The organism is uncultured Aquimarina sp. (assembly GCF_947495315.1).
Lineage (GTDB): Bacteria > Bacteroidota > Bacteroidia > Flavobacteriales > Flavobacteriaceae > Aquimarina.
In genome coordinates this window covers 1-21,602 of the sequence record NZ_CANLYD010000002.1, presented here as the reverse complement: position 1 = coordinate 21,602, position 21,602 = coordinate 1, and the positions used below count along the sequence as shown (strand labels likewise).

The window sequence follows — 21,602 nt, the reverse complement described above, 5'->3', positions numbered from 1 at the left end:
ATAGTTGTGAGTCTATTCTTGTATTTGTAAAACCGGAGGTTGTAATTTTTGCATTTGATAATTATCTTTTAAAAACCTGGAATCTAGTTTTTGATCTGAAATTACCATAGCCGCACCTAGAGCAGATCCCAAAGGTGATTTGGTAGTTCGTACTTTATATTCCTTAAAATGTAAAGCAATAAGTTTTATAAAGATTTCATTATCTGTGAATCCTCCATCGATGTAGATTTTTTTGATGTTACTGTGCCCGATAGCCAATTTGGTAGTTTTTACCTGAATAGCAACTAATTCGATCATTAATTGGTGAAAAGCTTCTTCAAAAGAAGAAAACAAGGATAGATTTGTTTCAGAAACGGTATTATCATTATCAATTCGTATCTCTTTAAATCTAAAGTATTTTTTGTTATCATTCTTAAGCTTTCGGTACAAGTGCGGGTCGAATATGATATTTTTATGATGTTCTTTGGGTTTACTAAAATGCTCGCAGAGTTTTTTAACCTGTGCTTTATATTCATTCCCCATAAAGAAACGAGTGGCACGTACTGGTTTTCCATCTACTTTTAGATAGTTTAGACAATTATTCTTAATGTCTTTTTTAGATAATGGATTAGTACTAAATGGATTTAAGGTAATACTCCAGGTTCCTGTTGAAATTAAAACGAATGGTTTTTTTTCCCCCAACAAATATGGAATTAATGCTGAAGAGCTATCGTGAATTCCAATACCGATTTTAATTCTTTTACCATTGTAAATCATATTGAAACTGGTCTGAGTAGGAATAATAAAAGGAAATTTTATATCTATTTCTTGATTGATTACCCATTGATGGTAGGTATTCTTTTTATAATCCCAAAGAGCCGTATGACATCCAATACTGGTAAATTCACTTACCGGAATACCCGTAAACAAAAAAGATATGTATTGCGGAAAGTGAAGTGAATATTTGATTGATGCAAAAAGTGCGGGTTGTGTATGTTTTAACCAGTATAATTGCATCCCTGAGTTGAGCATTTCTGCTGATGGAGAGGCGGTTTCTGTAGCAATAATCAATGGGTCACCATGATCTTGATAAAATTCTTCAGTAATTTTTTTTGGTAGTGGTTTTAGGTAGTTATATAAGGGGGCTATAACATTACCTTTTTTGTCCAGATGTACAAAACTTGCACCATAGGTGGAAAAATTGATAGCTCTGATATCAAATTCATTCGCAGAGAGAATTCGGTTAAACAAATCCTTTAGCCATTTTTGTAATGCAGGTAAATTTTCTGTAGGAAACCCATCTTCGTCTTGGATTTCGTCAAATTTGGTATATTCTTTATATACCTCCTTATAATTTCTATCAAAGAGAAAAAACTTCTTATTGGTTTTACCTATATCAAATACTGCTGTTACTTTTTTCATTTCTTATAAACCTGAAGCAATTGAATTTTTACCTCGTTCTTTGATCAATGTTTCTCTAACGTTCAAAGACCTGTAAGCTAGTAAAGGATCGATTGCAGCATTCATTTGTATTCTGGATTCTCTAATTAGTGATCGAACATCCATACGATAAGCTTCCTGCAAAATTTCCTGGCATGCTACTATATCCTGAGCTTCTTGAGCTTCTCTTAATGCTTTTTGATCTACCAAAAGTGCTTGAGCATATGCTATTAAAATGGCTTCAAGAGACTGAATCAAATCTTCTAATGGATCTTTTATATTATGACTAGCATCAATCATCCAAGCTAAATCTGGATTTTGAGGATTACTTGTCATTCCGTATACCAATTCATTGAATATTAAAAACAGAGCATAAGGTTTTATGGCACCAACGGTAAGATCATCATCTCCATATTTACTATCATTAAAATGAAACCCCCCTAATTTACCTTTTAGCATTAGAGTAGCTACAATTTGTTCGATATTAGTATTGGGTAAATGATGACCTAGATCTACAAGGGTATATGCTTTTTCACCACATTCATTAGCTAACATATATGAAGTTCCCCAATCTTGGATTACTGTACTATAAAAATTAGGTTCATAAGGCTTATATTCGATAAACAACTTCCAATCTTCTGGAAGTGACTTGTAGATAGTTTTAAGACTATCTTGAGTATGCTGTAAGGTTTTCTGAAAATTGTTTTGCCCAGGAAAGCTGGAACCATCCGCTAACCATACTGTTAAACTTTTGGAACCTAATTTTTCTCCGATGTTAATAACATCAATATTATGCTGAATAGCTTGATCTCTGGATGCTTTATTTATATTAGACAAAGAACCAAATTTATAACTATTCTTTGCATTAGGTTGATCCTGAAAGGTATTAGAGTTTACAGCATCAAAAATTATATTATGAGAAGTAGCCTTTTCTTTGATAGCTTGATAATCCTCAGGAATATCCCAAGGAATGTGCAAAGAAACTGCTCCGGCACTGTTGGTTAGCGCATGAAGAATACCAATATCATCTAATTTTTGCTCTAAACTGTTGGGTTCACCTCCAAATGAAAATCTTCCGAATCGAGTTCCTCCTGCACCTAATGCCCAACTTGGTATAGCAACTTGAAAGTCTTTTAATTTTTCGATGATATCCTGACCATCTATTCCCTTGTTTTGGAGTTGATTGGCTAAAAAATCAAGCTGAATTAGATGTTTCGTTTCTACTCTTTTATTAAGATCAATTATTTTTTGTTTATCTATCTTCATATTTATATTATCGTACAAAGGCATTTGGCATTCCGCCATCCACATTAATGGTATTTCCTGTGCTTTTATCCAAAATTGCTACTAAAGAAAATACTGCGTTGGCAATATCTTCCGGCAATATGATTTCATTTAGTAGATTTCGTTTTGCATAGTGTTTTGGCAACTCTTCTACAGATATTCCATGAGCCTTTGCTCTCCCCTCTGCCCATTTTCCTTCCCAGATTTTGCTGCCTACAATAACACCATCTGGGTTTACCGTATTTACCCTGATTTTTTTTTGGCCTAATTCCGCTGCCAGAAGCCTGGTCATGTGTTGCTGTGCAGCTTTTGCAGTTCCATATCCTACATTGTTTGGGCCTGATACGAGTCCATTTTTACTGGCAATATTAATTATATTGCCACCGAACCCTTGTTTATTCATGATTTCAACTCCTTTTTGTACCATCATGAATTGTCCTTTTACCAAAACATTTTGTAATAAATCCCAATCCGAAATAGTGGTTTCTTCTAAAGGTTTAGATATTGCTAATCCAGCAGAGTGAATGATCATATCTATTCCACCAAATTCTATACAGGCTTTCTTATAAGCTTCCGCTATAGAATCCGGGTTAGTAACGTCGCAAACTGTAGTAACGACCTCATCTTTTTTATATGTCTTTTGTGTTACATCTAAGGTTTCCTGATGTAAATCTGTAATTAATACATTAGCACCTTCGGCCACTAACTTATCCGCAATAGCTTTGCCAATACCACCTGCGGCTCCAGTAATAATTGCTATTTTTCTGGATAAAGGTTTTTCTTTTGGCATTCGTTGTAATTTAGCTTCTTCTAATAGCCAATATTCTATATTAAAAGCTTCTTGTCTAGATAGAGCAGTGTATTCTGAAATAGCTTCAGCTCCTCGCATTACATTGATTGCATTGACATAAAATTCACTGGCTACCCGGGCGGTTTGTTTGTTTTTGGCAAAAGTAAACATACCAACTCCTGGATAAATAATTACAACAGGATTAGGATCTCTCATAGGGGGACTATCTGAGTGTTTACAGGTAGAGTAATATTCGGTATAATCAGAACGATATGATTCAAAAGCGGGTTGTAATCTATCTAAAACCTTTTGCGTATCTAATAAATTCTCTTCGGGCTCCAGATCAAGAATCAAAGGTTTGATTTTGGTTCTTAAAAAATGATCTGGACAAGATGTTCCCATAGGTGCTAATTTCTTCAGATCGTTACTATTAATGTATGTTAAAACCCTATCCTCGTCAGTAAAATGTCCGATCATGCTATGTTCGCTTGAACATAGACCTCTTAATAATGGAGCTAACATAGAAGCTTGTTCTAAGCGTTTGTTAGGGATGAGGCTTTTATTTTTTTGTCCTCCAAAAACGTTCCCATTTTTAGTTATTTTGTTTTCTATATAAGTTGAAGCCATCTCTATGACTTCCAAACTATTGCTATAGCACTCATAAGATGTGTTACCCCATGTAAATAAGCCGTGACTTCCTAAAACAATACCTCTTATACCGGGATTTTCTTCTAAACATTTTTCTAATTGTAGTCCCAAATCAAAACCTGGTCTTTGCCAGGGTACCCAACCCATGGTATCACCCCAGATTTCCTTAGTGATCTTTTCTCCATCTTTTGCTGCTGCAATGGCAATTAGAGCATCAGGATGTAAATGGTCAATATGTTTAAAAGGTAATAATCCATGTAATGGAGTATCTATCGAAGGTGCTTTACTATTCAAATCATAAATACAATGATTAAACAAGCCAACCATTTCGTCTTCCTGTTTGATTCCTTTATAGACTTTTTTTAAATTTCGAAGCCGTTCTGTATATAATCCAGCTATTCCTGATCTGGTAAGTGTACCAATATCTCCACCAGATCCTTTGATCCACATCACTTCTACATTTTCATTAGTTAACGGGTCTTTTTCAGTAGTTTTACAACTTGTATTACCGCCTCCATAATTTGTGATTCTAAGATCGGCTCCTAATATATTAGATCGATATAGAAAAAGCGCTACCTCATCACCTTCTAATTTTGTTGCCTTTCGATCATCCCATAGATAATCAACGTGGTTAAATGCTTTATTCGTTATTCCCATATTGACATGGTTTTTAGCTTAATTTTCTTTAACATCTTATCACGAAAATAAATTTAGTAAGGTCAATCTCCATCCTGTAGTATGCTGTTTTATTAAAAATCTAATTTTCAGAATATTTTGAAAATTTATACAAAAAATCACAATAAGATCAATATTTATAGTTCTATTTTGGTTATTTTTCAAGAAATTAAACAACTTTAACATACCCAATAGTCAAGTTAGAAATGGAATTTTCAGTTAGTATACAAATAGATCATGACTCCAGAAAACCTAAATACAAGCAGATTGTAGACTCTATAATTGCTGATATTTCTAAAGGAAATCTAAAAATGGGCCAAAAAATTCCTTCGATCAATGAAATTAGTGAAGAATGTTATTTATCTAGGGATACGGTAGAAAAAGCGTATAATCAATTAAAAGAAAGAAAAATTATAGTATCCGTAAAAGGAAAAGGTTTCTATGTGGCCAAAACTGATTTAATTAATAAGGTGAATATTTTATTTCTAGTTAATAAATTGAGTTCCTATAAAATGAGTATTTATAATGCTTTTTTGAATGCTATTGGTACAAATGCCCATTTGGATTTACATATTTATCACTGCGACGAAACACTTTTTTTAAGCCTTATTGATAAACACTTAGGGCATTATGATTATTATGCGATAATGCCTCATTTTAAAAATGATACGTTACAGCACATCAGTTTTACTGATAGAGTTGAACAGGCTATAAATAAAATACCTAAGGATAAATTGGTAATCATGGACAACAAACTAAACTTTGTAAAAGAAGATATTGTCCAAGTATACCAGGATTTTGAAAATGATATTTTTGAAGCGCTAGCAGATGGTATAGAAAGATTAAGACACTATCAAAAACTGATTCTGGTATATCCGGAAAAATCAGTGTATCCTTATCCAAGAAGAATCTTACACGGTTTCAGGAGATTTTGTGCAACACATTCTTTTGATTTTGAAATATTGAATGAAATATATGATAGTATGGAATTGCAAAAAGGAGATACATATATTACAATTACTGAAACCGATTTAGTAGATTTGGTAAAACAAGTAAGAGAAAGTTCTTTGATTCTTGGAAAAGAAATAGGTATTATTTCTTATAATGACACCCCTCTTAAAGAATTACTTGGTATCACTGTTATTGGAACAGACTTCAAAAAAATGGGAGAGACTACAGCCCAAATGATTTTAGAAAATCGCAAGGAACAGATTAGGAATAACTTCAGATTTATTGATAGGAAATCTATTTAATTTTTGGTGTTAAATTTCAATTGAATTGGTGTTCGGATCTCTTAATGATGAGCATTAGTATACTACTTTTTTTCTAAAGAACAGAAACAACTTCTTCCTAAAAAGCTTATTTCAAACCTATACAAACAGTTTAATATAGAATTAAAAACAAGCAGCATAGTACAGGATGGGTTTTTTTTAATCCTAAATTAATATTGTTGTAAACATTATGAAATAGTTAAATTTTTAATGATTCAATTTTGATGTACTTAAAAAAATAGTTATTTCTTAAAACTACCTCAATTTTTAAACTAAAAGGAACAAGTATGGAAAAACTTAGACAAAGGGAAATAAGAAGGTATTATTTGATATTGTTTTCATTCGGTATTTTTATTAGTATAAGCAACTCAATTAATGCATCTGAATTATCTAAAACGATAACCGGAACGGTTACTGCGAGTGATGGAGTTCCTTTACCGGGCGTAAATGTGTTGGTTAAAAATACACGAATAGGCTCTCTAACTGATTTTGATGGTAATTACTCTATAGATGCACCGGATGATGCCAGAGTACTAATATTCTCTTATGTAGGGTTTAAGACAAAAGAAGTTTTAATTAATAATAGGAGTGTTGTTAATGTAACTTTAGTAGAAGAAGTAAATGCATTAGAACAAATTGTAGTAATCGGATATGGAAATAAACGAAAAGCAGACTTAACGGGTGCTGTCTCTACAATACAAGCTGATAATATTGCAGAATTACCAATAATATCATTCGAGCAATCTTTATCAGGCCAGGTGTCTGGAGTTCAATTAAGACAAAATGGAGCACCAGGTGGTGGCCCAGAAGTTTTGGTTAGAGGAGTTGCATCTACAGGAGGAAATAACGCACCACTATATGTTTTAGACGGTGTTCCTTTAGGGAATGTAAATAACCAAAGGGATAATTTTATTTTAAGTGCTATTGATCCTAATTCAATAGAATCAATTAGTATTTTGAAAGACGCGTCTTCAAAAGCAATTTATGGTTCCAGAGGTTCTAACGGAGTTGTTATCATTACAACTAAAAAAGGTAAAAGAGGAAAACCAACAATAACATTTGGTACTTCAACAGGGTTCCAAACGATACCTGATTTCGAAAAACCAGATGTTTTAAATGCTGAAGAGTTAAGGCAGTTTAGAATAGAGTGGTATGAAGATCGATTATTTGGTATTGGAGCTTTAGGCCCAAGAGAAATTAGAGAAAGAGATAGATTGATCGCTTTAGGGGATCAGGGTGAAGGTACAGATTGGTTTGATGAAATAACCAGAAGTGCCCCACTATCAGACTATAGCATTGGTATTAATGGTGGATCCGACAACGTGCGTTATAACATTTCTACAAATTATACGAATCAGGATGGGACATTAATAAATACCAATTTTAAACGATATAGTTTAAGAGCAAATATTGATATCGATGTAACAGAAAGACTTAAGTTTGGTGTAAATTTAGCTCCAACACAAACAATAGCTACTGGTGGTAGAACAGACGCAGGTAGTAATAATTTTAATATTTTTGCTGCCGTGCCTCTATCTAGATGGACAGATCCTTCCGCTCCAGTTTTTAATGATGACGGCACATTAACTAATGTAGCAAGAGGAGACCTTATCGATTTTTATAATGTAAACCCTGTATATTTATTAACCGGAAGAATCGATGAGAGAAGAACCAATCAACTTTTAGCCTCATCTTATGTAGAATTGGAGTTACTAAAAGGCTTAAAGGCAAAAACCACAGGATCAATACAATATATAGATCGTAGAAACAGAACATTCGAACCTTCAGATTTTCCCGGCAATGGAGCTTTAACGCCTAATTTATTAGGAACCAGACAAGCAAGAGCAGGTATTGGAGAGTTTACTAATTTTAACTGGGTTTGGGAAAATACACTTACTTATTTTACTACCATAGCCGAAGATCATAGCATTAATGCATTGGTAGGATTTACTATGGAAGACCGAAGAACTGACAATACTATTATTAATGCAGTCAATATCATTGATGAATCAATTACCATACCTGATTCTAATAATACTGATCCTGAAAATCCAGATAATTTTACAGGAAGAGGAGAAGCTACAGAGAATAAATTAGTCTCTTTGATTGGAAGATTAGATTATTCATTCAAAGATCGATACTATATTACGGGCACTATTCGTAGAGATGGTTCGTCTCGCTTTGGAGCAGATGGTCGCTATGGTAATTTTCCTTCAGTAGCAGCTGCTTGGAGAGTTTCTAACGAACCATTTTTTGAAGGGATTAAAGACATAGTTTCAGAACTTAAGTTCGAAGGTGGTTATGGTATTAGTGGTAGTAATGCAAATATTGGTAATTTTCAAGCTCAAGGGCAAATTACATCTGGACCGGATTATGTTTTTGATGGCACCCTTGCACCTGGAAGCGCAGTTTCGGTATTACCGAACACTTTGTTAACGTGGGAAGAGTCAAAAGAAACCAATTTAGGTCTAGATATTGGGTTTTTAAAAGATAGAATATACCTTAGTGCCGATTACTATAATATTGAAACCGAAGGGTTTTTAGCAGGACTACCGCTACCCTCGACTTCCGGTTTTGGATCAATACTCACCAACTTAGGAAGCATTGAAAACAAAGGAATTGAAATTGAATTAAGTTTTAAAAATATTCTTAACAGTAATGATTTTCGATGGAATGCTAATATAAACTTTACTCAGAATAGAAGTGAAGTATTGGAACTAGCAGCAGAATCTGGATTTATTAGAAGAGGAGCCATTGCAAGGACTTTTACAGAAACCCGAGTTGGGGAAGAAGTAGGACTGTATAGAGGATTCAATGTAACAGGTTTATTTACTCAGGCAGAAATAGATGATCCTAATGTTCCCAAATACCCGGGAGCACTAGAAGGATCTCTTAAGTATGAAGATGGTAACGGTGACGGAGTACTAGGTGATGAAGAAGATTTTGTAATTATTGGTAACCCTAATGCTGACTTTAATTATGGGATGACTCACAATTTTAGTTACAAGAACATTGACTTAAGTATGATTTTCGTAGGTTCTGTTGGGCAACAAATATTTAACGGAGCTAATCAGTACAATGGAAATCAGGACGGTGTTTTTAATGTAGACAGAAGACAATTAGAACGTTGGAGACCAGGACAAGATCCAGCTAGTGCAACAATTCCAGGTACAGCAAGCAATAATAGTCGTGCCAGATTTCGTTTACCAAATTCACTTTCCGTTGATGACGCTGATTATCTATGGATACGAAATATAACACTAGGGTACACTTTAAAAGGAGATGTTATAGGTAATGTTTTCAAGAGAGCGCGAATATATACTAGTGTACAGAACCCAATTTTATTTACTGAATACGAAAATGGAAATCCAGAAATTAATCGTTCTGGGGATACCGCTTTGGTAAGAAATGTAAATTATGGAGCATATCCGATTTCAAGAACATTTACATTAGGCGTTAACGTTACATTTTAAAAATAAAAGATATGAAAATTAGAGTATTATATTTTATAAGTTTATTAATCTTATGGGGGTGTGACGATTTTCTGGACGAAACTCCTGAGACATTTCAAACTCCACAAGGGTTTTTCGAAAATGAAGATCAACTTAATGAAGCTATAGCAGGAATTTATAACACTAATCGAGGATTGATGAATGGAGCGCATTGGCGTTTTGGAGAAAATAGATCGGATAATAGTTCTTTTCAGTTCAATCCATCCGATAGAGGTGGTTTAGATAATGAGGAAGTAGATTTATTCTTGATGTTATCCGCCAATCCCAATCTGGCTTCTTATTGGAATACTGCATATTCAGGAATTTCAAGATGTAATTTCGCGTTGGATAATCTAGATAATGTGGATTTTATAAATGAAGATAATCGAGATATCAGACGTGGGGAAATATTGTTTTTACGTAGCTGGTTTTATTTTAATTTAGCTCAATTATACGGAGATGTTCCTTACGTAACTTCAGCAGGCACTTCACCTGAAGAGATTTTTTCAGACCAATTTTTGGAAAGAATTCCTGCTAATCAAGTTTATGACAATATCAAAATCGATATACAACAAGCCATTAATATACTGCCTAACCAAGGTGAAACAGAAACTGGTAGAGCTACCAAAGGAGCAGCATTGATGTTAAAGGCAAAAATACACATGGTACTTCAGGAATTTATTGAAGCTCGTCCGTTGTTAGAACAGATGCAGGGATCAGGATATTCTTTACAATCAAATTACGCTGATGTCTTCTCTCCTGATAATAAAAATAATAGTGAGTCTGTTTTTGAGATTCAATACTCATTCGCTTTGGGACAAGCATCTAATTTCGTTTCCAGATTTGTACCCTTTAATAGTGGTAATGATATTTTAGGCGATAGTGGTCCAGCTGGCTCGCGTGCAGGGCAAAATCAACCCACACAGAATTTGATTCGTTTGTATGATCCACAAGATGCACGCTTTATTCATAATATTTCTTTCTATGATGACGGTGTTACAGTCGAACCTTGGATGAGTAAATATAATTATGGTTTTGAAGATAACGGTTTACAGGATGTCAACTTTCCTATGTTTCGCTATGCAGATGCTTTACTAATGCTAGCAGAATGCTATAACGAAGTAGGTGGAGGTGATCCTGTAGCAATACTAGAACAAATTAGAACAAGAGCATTATCCGATCCAAGTTTAAGCGCTGCTGAGTTATCAGATTTAAGTCAGACTATTGCGAATGAAAGAAGAAGAGAACTAGCTTTTGAAAACCACAGATGGTTTGATTTAGTAAGAACAGGTAAAGCAGTAGAAGTAATGATTGCTCATGGAGAAGAACAAAAAGATGAAAAGGTTACCGTACCTGCAGAAGCTTATATCAATATCAGAACATTATTAGGAATTCCACTTGGACAAGTAGAAGAGTTCGGTTTCGAACAAACATCAGGATGGGAATAAATAATATAAGTAGTCTTTAATTTTAGTAGTAATTGTTTTTATTAATTATTCAGTGTACGTTAGATCTATTCATAAATTTAGAGTTTGAGTTAGTCAATTTGCATACCCCATAAACCACAAGCATATTGATATTAGGATAGATCTAACTGCATTGAATATAAATCAATAATTAAGAATCATATTAAAATGAATAGAATGTCATTTTTTCTATTCATTTTGATGGTTAATATAGATTACGAAGAGAGAGCTGTAGAATGACTTTTTTGAAAACATTACTACACTTTTTTAATAGCCTATTTTATTTAATGTTTTTAAAAAATGTTAGTATAATTTATCATCTTATGAAATGGTTTTTCTTATTATTTATTTTATTATCCATTTCTTGCAAAGAAACTAATCTTTCAAAGTCAGAAACTTTTAGAGAACATCTAAAAGAAAACTGGCAAGCAAGCTGGATAACTACCCAAAGTTCATTACCCACTAAAAATGCCTGGGTAGCTTTTAGAAAATTATTTGAACTAAAGAAGGATTCTTCTTCCGTAAAGTTACATTTAGCAGTAGATAGCAAATATTGGCTCTGGATTAATGGAGAATTAGTGATTTTTGAGGGAGGTTTGAAAAGAGGACCAACACCTAATGACACGTACTATGATGAGGTTGATATAAGTGAGGCTTTAAAAAATGGTAAAAATACAATAGCAATACTTGTTTGGTATTTTGGTAAAGAAGGAATGACTCATAAATCTAGTGGAAAAGCTGGATTGATTGCAGAAATATATCAAAATGATCAGCAGATTTTACAAAGTGATAATTCCTGGAAAGTTATTCCACATCCAGCGTATATTTCTAAAAGTGAAGATCCACAACCTAATTGGAGGCTTCCGGAATCCAATATTGTATTTGATGCACAGAAAGAATTGACAGATTGGATTCAACCTGATTTTAATGATAGTGATTGGCTAGCAGCTAAAGTAATTTGTGATGGAATATGTCCACCTTGGAATCAATTAGTAAAACGACCAATTCCGTTTTGGAAAGATTTTGGTTTAAAAGCGTATGAGAATCAAATGAGTTTTCCTTTTGTTAACAAAGGAGATACTATAAAGTGCAAGCTCTCTTACAATGCCCAAGTCACACCCTTTTTAAAGATAAAAGCTAAAGCTGGAGAAAAAATTACCATGTTTACCGATCATTATAAAGGAGGCTCAGCTTATAATATGCGAGCGGAGTATATTACTAAAGAAGGAGAACAAACTTATGAATCCTTTGGATGGATTAATGGAGAGGAGATGTATTATATCATTCCTGACGGTGTTGAAATTTTAGAATTGAAATATCGTGAATCGGGTTATGATACGGAATTTAGTGGGATTTTTAGCTGTAATGATACTTTTTATAATCGTTTATGGGAAAAAGCGAAACGCACATTATATGTTACCATGCGTGATAATTACATGGATTGTCCAGATCGGGAGCGGGCGCAATGGTGGGGCGATGTGGTATTAGAGAGTGGTGAGGCTTTTTATGCTCTGGATCGTAAGGCTGATGCACTTACCAAAAAAGGAATGTTGGAACTGATGAACTGGCAATGCTCGGATAGTACTATATTTTCTCCAGTTCCAGCTGGTAACTGGGATAAAGAACTTCCTGGTCAAATGCTTGCCAGTGTTGGATACTATGGTTTTTGGAATTATTATTTACATACAGGAGACTTGGAAACTATCAAAAAGGTATATGAGCCCGTAAAACATTATTTATCTCTATGGAAGCTTAAAAAAAATAACACCATTGCCATAAGAAAAGGGGGTTGGACTTGGGGTGATTGGGGACAAAATAAAGATGTTCCACTATTAATGAATACCCAATATTATTTGGCGCTGAAAGGATATAAAAATATGTCTGAAGTTCTAGGTAACACAAAAGAAGTGGATTCTGTCACGCAATTGATGAAGAATTTCAAAATTGCTTTTAATACCGAATTTTGGAAAAAAGATCATTACCGTTCTCAGGATTACCTTGGAAAAACAGATGATCGTTCTCAAGGCTTGGCCGTGGTGTCAGGTATAGCAGATCCAGATAAATACGAAGCTATTTATAAAATTTTACAAACCGAAAAACACGCAAGTCCATATATGGAAAAGTATATTCTGGAAGCTCTTTATATCATGGGTTACGAAGATTTTGCTTTGCAACGTATGAAAGAACGCTTCGGTAATATGGTAAACCACCCTGAGATTACGACCCTTTGGGAAGGTTGGGGTATTGGTGCAGAAGGTTTTGGTGGAGGAACTACAAATCACGCCTGGAGTGGCGGTGGATTAACTTTATTATCGCAGTATGCTGCAGGGATAGCTCCGACGTCACCGGGATATAAAACTTTTCAGATAAAACCTCAACCAGGATTCTTAAAAAATATAAAAGCAACGGTTCCTAGTATAAAGGGTGATATTAAAGTTGAATTAAAAAACGAAGAAACTTATTCCTTGAATGTAACCATTCCTAAAGAAACTAAGGCTACGATTTATATTCCTTCTGCGTACAAAGAAATAAGGGTAAATAATGCTAAAATGATTCATACAAAGGAGGAAGGTTATAACGTCTTCGAAATTTCCGCTGGCGTTTATGAAATAAAAGCTAATTAATACTGAATTTTATGATTAAGGTAGGGTTGTTTGGAATTGGGTTAGATACCTACTGGGATCAATTTGTGGGTTTACAAGATCGTCTTTTAGGCTATCAAAAAATAATTGCTAAAAAAATCGAAGATTTCAAGGTAGAAGTTGTTAATCAAGGAATGGTCGACAACCCTTTCAAAGCTAATGAAGCTGCGGTGAGGTTTAACAAAGAAAATGTAGATTGTATCTTTCTTTTTATCTCTACCTATGCGCTTTCTCATAATGTTCTGCCAGTTGCTCAAAAAACTAAAGTTCCCTTAATTGTACTCAATCTTCAACCTGTAAAAGCTATAGATTATCAAAAATTCAATGCGATTGGGGATAGAGGTAAAATGACAGGAGAATGGTTAGCACATTGCCAAAGTTGTGTTGCTCCAGAGATTGCAAGCGTTTTTAACCGTGCTAATATTAAATTTCACTTGATCTCAGGATATTTAACAGAAGCATATGTTTGGAATGAGATAGAAGAATTTATCAAAGCGTTGGAGGTTGTTAGAATCATGAATAACAATCGCGTAGGCATTTTAGGTCATTATTATAACGGAATGCTAGATGTGTATAGTGACCTTACACAACAAGCAGCTACTTTTGGAAATCATTTTGAAATTATCGAATTCGGAACCCTTAAAAACATAAGAGATGATGTATCTGAAAATGAAACTTTGTATAAGCTAAAGGAGTTTAAGGAAATATTTGAAGTTTCTTCTGAATGTGATAGTAAAGAATTAAAAAGAGCTGCCAAAACATCAGTAGCTCTTGATAAATTGGTCGAAAAATTTAAGCTAGGTTCACTAGCGTATTATTATGAAGGAGATGGTGATCCTATATATGAAAATATAGTTACCTCACTAATCCCAGGATTTACTTTGCTTACCGGAAAAAATGTACCAGTAGCTGGCGAATGTGAAATAAAAAATGTTCAGGCCATGAAAATAATGGATGTTTTAGGAAGTGGAGGTTCCTTTTCAGAATTTTATGCCTTAGATTTTGAAGAAGAAGTAATTTTATTAGGCCACGATGGACCTGCACACTTCTCAATTGCTGAGGGTAAAGTTGGGTTAGTTCCTTTACCAGTGTATCACGGAAAACCCGGAAAAGGATTATCCATTCAAATGAAGGTGGCTAATGGTCCCGTAACATTATTGTCTGTATGTCAGAATGGTAAGGGACAAGCCTATTTACTGACTGCAGAAGGAGAATCTGTAGCTGGCCCTACACTTCAAATCGGAAATACCAATTCTCGTTATAAATTTCCAATTTCGGTAAGAGAATTTATAAATACTTGGTCTCTAGCTGGTCCCTCGCATCATTGTGCTATTGGAATGGGTCATAAAGCCTCGGTTATCAAAAAAATAGCAGACCTATTAAATATAGAGTATATCAAAATTTGTTAGTGTAACAAAAATCATTAATAGTATATGAATTCATTCTTAGGAATACTTTTTCATGCGATTGGAGGTTTTGCCGCTGGTTCATTCTATCTGCCAATAAAGAAAATTAAAAAATGGTCGTGGGAAAGTGGCTGGTTAGTCAATGGTTTTTTTGCTTGGTTGATCATTCCTTGGTTAGTTTCAGTACTCACCGTACCAGAAACTATAACAATTTTATCCAAAACTGAATTTTCAACATTGTTTTGGACCTATTTTTTTGGAGTACTCTGGGGAATCGGTGGATTAACTTTTGGAATGACGATGCGATATTTGGGAATGTCTCTGGGAATGGCACTGGCTTTGGGTCTTACTGCAGCTTTTGGCACCTTGATACCACCCATTTATGAAGGAAAATTTAGTAGTTTGTTACAAACCACTTCTGGTCAGGTAGTTTTGTTAGGAATTGGAGTTTGTTTAATCGGGATCGTGATCTGTGGAAGAGCAGGTATTTTTAAGGACAAAGAACTTTCTGATGAAGAAAAACAAAAAGGGGTAAAAGAGTTTAATCTTAAAAAAGGAATCATTGTTGCTATATTTGCAGGTGTCTTAAGTGCTTGTTTTGCTTTTGGGATAGTTGCCGGAAGCTCAATCTCTGAATTAGCAGTTCAACACAATGCCCCAATATTGTGGCAAAACGGCCCTGTTTTTATTGTGATACTTGCTGGAGGATTTACTTCTAATTTGATTTGGTGTAGCTATCTGAATATTAAAAAGAAGAGTTACAAAGATTATAGTAGTAAGGCGACCCCCTTGAAGATAAATTATCTTTTTGCGGCTATCGCCGGTACGACTTGGTATTGTCAATTTATGTTTTATGGGATGGGAACCACGCAAATGAGTGAACACGATTTTGCAAGTTGGACATTGCACATGGCTTTTATCATCATTTTCAGTACCATGTGGGGACTGATTACTAAAGAATGGCAAGGCGTAAGCAAAAAAGTTACCTGGACACTAACACTTGGCTTACTAATACTTATTGCTTCCACTGTTATTATTGGTATCGGAAATCAACTGGTCTAAAACAAGGTTTAAGATTCTATTATTTTTTTAACTCTACAGTCCATCGATCTGTCCATTTCATGGGTTTTATAGTTCCATCTTCATTAAACTCTAAAGGGGCACTCCAATATTGATAATCGTGTCCTTTAATATTGTCAGACGCAGAACCCCATAGATCTCCTATCCAAATATACTTTTCTCCTTTAGTCGTATTAAGCTTCATTACATAAGATTGCTGGGCAGGAATTATTGGTTTCTGACGGATATTTGATCTGGTTATAAAAAAACTACCCCTCGAATTGTTGGGAGTTCCTTCGTTAAACGTTTCAATTTCATTTATATACACGTTAGCGTCACTTTCAACAGGAACTATTTTAATTCGATCAGATATACTGGTCGTGAATTCAATTATAATTTTTTCCTTTAAAGTTGATTTTTTAATCATTTGATTTTTAATATTGATTTTTTTCCAAGTATGGTTATTCCATTCGAAAATTTCAAATTTTTGAGAAACAATATCAGGATGCACTTTTGGATTATTTACATCGCCACAATTCTCAGGACGATTTCCTGTAAAAAGATGTAGAGCCAGTTTGTTGATCTTCAATTTTTCATCAAAAAGAATTTCAACAGAATCATATTCATCCTTCTTTTTTGAAAGAGTTTCGTATAGAGTACCCCTCGTAATTCCATCATAAAGTATAGGAGAGTACCTTCCTGGATATCTATTAATATTGGTAGTAAGCGAATATCCTTTTAAAGGGTTATCAGAAATATAAACCCTGGCTCCGGAGCCGTAGTTGCAAAAACAACAAGTATAATCTGTAAGCAGGTAGTATTTTCCTTCGTTTTTAAACATGGTTCCCGCTTCCATATTTTTGGCAATGACACCTCCATTTTTCAAAGTAGAAGACAAATAATCATCACTCAGTTTTTCTACAGATACTTGATGATTTTGAATGGTGTTATAACTAATATAACCGGTTCCATCATCATCTACAAAAAGGCCAAAATCTCCTAAACCAATTTTAGAGTTGTACATCTTCACATTATCATTTACAATTTTAAAAGGCCCTTGCGGAGTATCACTTATTGCCGCTCCAAACTGTCCATCCCAAAGTTTTGGATACCAATTATACCAAAGGACATACTTTTTTATTTTTTTATTATAAATAACATGTGGTCTGTAATAGACTCCTTCAGGTTGCGTGTCAAGTAATTTACCTTCATATTTCCAATTGGTTAAATCCTTAGAACTATAGCATCGATAATGATTTTGAGTAGTAAATCCATTAGTGGTTCCATAAGAAGTGCCATACCAATAAAAGGTGTCCCCAAATTGGATCACCCTGCCATCATGAGCATCTACAATTTGGCCTTTTTCGTCTAGCTTGGATTTCGTGTTGTCTATAGTAATAGTTTGTGCAAATGAAATTGAAACTATAAATAGAAAGGTGATAAGTTTATATGTGATGATGTTTTTCATATGCGTATAATATAATATGACAAAGTTGGTGTTTTTTGTAAATAATAGTATCCTGTACTTTACTGCTAATTTTAATACAGGTAAGTACATGATGATGATGAACTTAATAATGAATAAATTTATTCTCTACAGCTCATTAAAGAGAATATCATGGTAATATCAGTAAATAACTATAAGAAAATCTTATGTTTTTGTTTAGGACTAATCTGTATTTGGTCCTGTAAGAATGATAACAATAAGACTAATGATTCAAAACAAAATGTAAATACAAATATAATCATGATTGTAGCAGATGATCTGGGTTGGTATGACCTTTCTTGTTATGGAAATGATTTTATCGAAACTCAAAACCTAGATAGATTAGCAAAAGAAGGTATAAGATTTACAGATGCTTATGCAGCTGCACCTCTTTGTAGCCCTTCTCGTGCAAGTTTGATTACAGGTTTGCATCCAATTAGAGTAAATATTACAGAGCACATACACGGGAATCATCCACCAGGACCTAATCAAAAATTAAAAACACCTCCGGTGGCACAGCAACTAAGGCCACAGTATAAAACGATTGCTGAAGCATTGAAGATAAAGGATTACAACACAGCATTTATCGGTAAATGGCATTTAGGAGGTGGAAAATTTACTCCTGACAATAGAGGGTTTGATGTTAATATAGCAGGAGCTTGGAACGGTCTCCCAAAAAGTTTTTTTTATCCTTTTTTTAATAAAGGCGAAAAACCAGAGTTGCAAAATTCTTCAAAAGAAGGAGATTACCTTACAGATGTTTTGACTACAAAAGCAATAGAATATCTTGAACAACAGAAAGACTCGTCCTTCTTTTTGAGTCTTAATTATTATTCTCCGCATGTTCCTATCGAGGCAAAACCTAATTTGGTCGAAAAATATAGAAATAAGCGAGGTAATGATACATCAGAAGCCACTATGCCCAACATACATTATGCAGCTATGGTAGAATCTATAGATCAAAATGTTGGTAGAATTTTAAATAAGTTAAAAGAGCTTAATTTAGAAGAAAACACTTTGGTACTATTTACTTCAGATAATGGAGGTTTATCGGTACGTGAAGTTCCAGCTTTTGCAAAACATACACCTCCTACAGATAATGGAAAACTTAGAGAAGGCAAAGGATATGTTTATGAAGGAGGTATCAGAGAGCCATTAATTATAAGATGGCCTAGAATGATACAACCAGGACAGGAAAACAATGTACCTGTAATCGCTCAGGATTTTTTTAATACGTTTATGGAAATAACCAATAGCAAAGAAAGAACTCAGGATGGACAAAGCTTGCTTCCATTATTTAAAAACGAGGAGGTTTTAAAGAGAGGTCTATTATGGCATCTACCACATTATAGTCCACAACATGGAAAACCCTCTACAGCTTATCGAGAAGGTGATTGGAAACTTATTCATTTCTATGAAGATGATAATTATGAGCTATATAACCTTAAAGAAGACCTTTCAGAAGAAAACAATCTAGTAGAAAGTCAAATGGAGATATTTCATACCTTAAAAGTTAATATGAATAAAATGCTTATCAATATGAATGCAAAGTTACCTAAACCAAATCCTAATTATATTGAAAAATAACTCAAACCGTCTAAAAATAAAAAAATGAAGGGTTGTAAAACATTTATCTTTTGCTTTTTAATAATTGGCACTGTTTTAGGGCAGAACAGGGATTATATTACGAAATTTAATATTTCCTATTACCCTGAACCTGTTACTAAATCGGATACTTATCTCAGTGAGAAATGTGTTTTAGATTTATACTATCCTACACAGATGAAAAATTTTCCAACAATTATTTGGCTTCATGGAGGCGGATTGTCAGGAGGGGATAAATATATTCCAGAAAGATTAACCAATCAAGGTTTTTCAATAGTATCCGTAAACTACAGATTACATCCTAAAGTAAAGAAACCAAAGTATATAGAAGACGCTGCTGCTGCCGTAGCCTGGGTTTTTAAAAATATAAAGAGCTATGGCGGAGATTCTAATAAGATTTTTGTCTCTGGACACTCGGCAGGAGGATATCTGGCCAGTATGATAGGAATAGATAAAAAATGGATGAAGGCACACGAAATAGATGCAAACAGGATTGCAGGAATTATACCTTTTAGCGGTCATGCAATCACTCATTTTACTATTAGAAAAGAAAAAGGAATCTCCGGTAAACATCCCGTAATAGATGAATTTGCACCGCTATATCATGTTCGGGAAGATGCTCCATCCTTTCTTCTAATTACAGGAGACAGAGAATTAGAGCTTTTAGGTAGATATGAGGAGAATGCTTATTTCCAAAGGATGATGAAAGTTGCAGGACATAGAGATATTGAGTTATATGAGTTAAAGGGTTATGGTCACGATATGAGGGAACCTGGATATCCTTTATTGATTGAATTCATAAAGTCAACACTAAAAACAAAATGATAAAATTTGGATTTAGGATTTTTCAATCGTTTTATAATCTGACTTTCACTACTTGTAAAGACGATTTAAAAGAATTATTAAAATATTCTTAGGGTAATGTCGAAGCACTATTTTTACTATGTATAATGAAATTACAAACCAGATCAGGCTTATACTTTGGTAACTTTGAAAAAGAAATTGAGGGTAACCCCATAAGGTTATTCGTTCTAACGAATAGTAATGGTGTAGAAGCATGTCTAACTAATTTTGGTGCACGATTAGTTTCATTATTGATTCCAGATAAGAAAGGTGTTTATGATGATGTTGTTTTAGGTCATGCTACTCTTGAGGAATATATAAATCCAGAAAAGCAATATTACTTTGGTGCAACAATTGGCAGATATGCAAATAGAATTGCAAACGGAAGTTTTATTTTGAATAACGAAAAATATGAATTACCGATAAATGATCAAAAAAATCATCTACACGGAGGTTTACACGGATTTCATAATAAAGCGTGGAGGATTTTTTTCGTTTCAAGTAACGAGATAGAATTCTCTTATTTATCAAAAGATTTAGAGGAAGGATATCCCGGAAATGTGCAGGTCAATGTTAATTATCGACTTACTGATAATAACGATTTAATTATTAGCTATAAGGCTAATACTGATAAAACAACTATTATTAATCTTACCAATCACTCCTATTTTAATCTTCAAGGAGAAGGAAATAGTACAATAAATGATCATAGGTTAATTATTAATGCAGATCGTTTTACACTAATAAATAAAGATACAATTCCTATAGGGAAGGTTGTATCGGTTAAAGAAACACCATTCAATTTTTTAAAGCTTAAACCAATTGGGCAGGATATAGATGAAAAGAATGAGCAATTAGCAATTGCAAAAGGATACGATCACAATTTTGTACTAAATGATTACTTAGATGGTGAAGAGCTGTTATTGGCTGCGGACGTGGCAGAACCAGTAACAGGAAGATGCTTTAAACTATATACCAATGAACCTGGAATACAGTTTTATAGTGGTAATTTTTTGGATGGGAAAACGACGGGAAAGAATCAAACACCACATAATTATAGGAGTGGATTTTGTTTAGAGCCTCAGCATTTTCCAGATTCACCAAACAATCCGATGTTTCCAAGCGTAATTTTAAAACCTAATGATCACTATTTTTCAAAATGCATTTATTCATTTGGAGTTTCTTTATAATAATTTTTGAAGGATTCAAACCGGAAACTTCGTGAGTCGTAAATCAAAGTTTTTGTGCAATTTTTGTGCAAATAAAAAGAGCTACAATAAGTTTTTAGTGTAACTCTTTGATAATCAAGTGGAGAAGATGGGATTCGAACCCACGACCTCTTGACTGCCAGTCAAGCGCTCTAGCCAGCTGAGCTACATCCCCATATTTCCTGCGGTGATGTAGCGAAGCGCCTGTCCGCCGCAGCGTAGCGAAGGAGGAAGCTACATCCCCATATTTCCTGCGGTGATGTAGCGAAGCGCCTGTCCGCCGCAGCGTAGCGAAGGAGGAAGCTACAT

13 protein-coding genes and 1 tRNA gene are annotated in these 21,602 nt (G+C 34.2%); 9 read left to right on the top strand and 5 right to left on the bottom strand.

What is annotated here, in order from left to right; genetic code table 11:
- Nucleotides 1–12: 12 nt before the first annotated feature.
- Genes Q0910_RS03640 through Q0910_RS03630 form a run of 3 tightly spaced genes read right to left on the bottom strand, consistent with a single transcriptional unit; the run spans nt 13 to nt 4,798 of the window.
- Entirely contained in the window at nt 13–1,401 is a 1,389-nt protein-coding gene (locus Q0910_RS03640) for an FGGY family carbohydrate kinase (protein ID WP_299212717.1), read from the bottom strand.
- Nucleotides 1,402–1,404: 3 nt separating this feature from the next.
- Nucleotides 1,405–2,685 (bottom strand): sugar isomerase, encoded by a 1,281-nt coding sequence (locus Q0910_RS03635; RefSeq protein WP_299212715.1) that lies wholly within the window; start codon nt 2,683–2,685, stop codon nt 1,405–1,407.
- A gap of 7 nt (nt 2,686–2,692) precedes the next feature.
- A complete protein-coding gene (locus Q0910_RS03630) occupies nt 2,693–4,798 on the bottom strand; it encodes a bifunctional aldolase/short-chain dehydrogenase (RefSeq protein WP_299212713.1) in 2,106 nt (701 codons plus the stop codon).
- 224 nt (nt 4,799–5,022) lie between these two features.
- Between Q0910_RS03630 and Q0910_RS03625 the strand changes: the two genes are divergently transcribed.
- The 6 genes from Q0910_RS03625 to rhaT all read left to right on the top strand — a co-directional run bounded on the left by Q0910_RS03625 (nt 5,023) and on the right by rhaT (nt 16,154).
- Nucleotides 5,023–6,069, top strand: coding sequence for a GntR family transcriptional regulator (locus tag Q0910_RS03625; protein WP_299212711.1), 1,047 nt, complete (start codon nt 5,023–5,025; stop codon nt 6,067–6,069).
- Between the two features lie 305 nt (nt 6,070–6,374).
- Nucleotides 6,375–9,560 carry a TonB-dependent receptor gene (locus Q0910_RS03620; protein ID WP_299212708.1) on the top strand — a complete coding sequence of 1,062 codons (3,186 nt, stop codon included), beginning with the start codon at nt 6,375–6,377 and terminating at the stop codon, nt 9,558–9,560.
- A gap of 11 nt (nt 9,561–9,571) precedes the next feature.
- Entirely contained in the window at nt 9,572–11,026 is a 1,455-nt protein-coding gene (locus Q0910_RS03615) for a RagB/SusD family nutrient uptake outer membrane protein (protein ID WP_299212706.1), read from the top strand.
- Between the two features lie 341 nt (nt 11,027–11,367).
- Nucleotides 11,368–13,668 carry an alpha-L-rhamnosidase C-terminal domain-containing protein gene (locus Q0910_RS03610; protein ID WP_299212704.1) on the top strand — a complete coding sequence of 767 codons (2,301 nt, stop codon included), beginning with the start codon at nt 11,368–11,370 and terminating at the stop codon, nt 13,666–13,668.
- 11 nt (nt 13,669–13,679) lie between these two features.
- Complete coding sequence (locus Q0910_RS03605) at nt 13,680–15,095, top strand: L-fucose/L-arabinose isomerase family protein (protein WP_299212702.1); 1,416 nt, start codon at nt 13,680–13,682, stop codon at nt 15,093–15,095.
- 24 nt (nt 15,096–15,119) lie between these two features.
- Entirely contained in the window at nt 15,120–16,154 is a 1,035-nt protein-coding gene (gene rhaT, locus Q0910_RS03600) for an L-rhamnose/proton symporter RhaT (RefSeq protein WP_299212701.1), read from the top strand.
- A 19-nt stretch (nt 16,155–16,173) separates the two neighbouring features.
- On the opposite strand, the gene Q0910_RS03595 is transcribed toward rhaT, so the two are convergent.
- Complete coding sequence (locus Q0910_RS03595; protein ID WP_299212699.1) at nt 16,174–17,619, bottom strand: family 43 glycosylhydrolase; 1,446 nt, start codon at nt 17,617–17,619, stop codon at nt 16,174–16,176.
- 150 nt (nt 17,620–17,769) lie between these two features.
- Between Q0910_RS03595 and Q0910_RS03590 the strand changes: the two genes are divergently transcribed.
- The 3 genes from Q0910_RS03590 (at nt 17,770) to Q0910_RS03580 (ending at nt 21,275) form a co-directional block, all read left to right on the top strand.
- Complete coding sequence (locus Q0910_RS03590) at nt 17,770–19,224, top strand: sulfatase (protein WP_299212697.1); 1,455 nt, start codon at nt 17,770–17,772, stop codon at nt 19,222–19,224.
- 24 nt (nt 19,225–19,248) lie between these two features.
- Complete coding sequence (locus tag Q0910_RS03585; RefSeq protein WP_299212695.1) at nt 19,249–20,067, top strand: alpha/beta hydrolase; 819 nt, start codon at nt 19,249–19,251, stop codon at nt 20,065–20,067.
- Nucleotides 20,068–20,192: 125 nt separating this feature from the next.
- Nucleotides 20,193–21,275 carry an aldose epimerase family protein gene (locus Q0910_RS03580; protein ID WP_299212693.1) on the top strand — a complete coding sequence of 361 codons (1,083 nt, stop codon included), beginning with the start codon at nt 20,193–20,195 and terminating at the stop codon, nt 21,273–21,275.
- A gap of 119 nt (nt 21,276–21,394) precedes the next feature.
- On the opposite strand, the gene Q0910_RS03575 is transcribed toward Q0910_RS03580, so the two are convergent.
- Nucleotides 21,395–21,468 (bottom strand) — tRNA-Ala (locus Q0910_RS03575).
- Between the last annotated feature and the right edge of the window lie 134 nt (nt 21,469–21,602).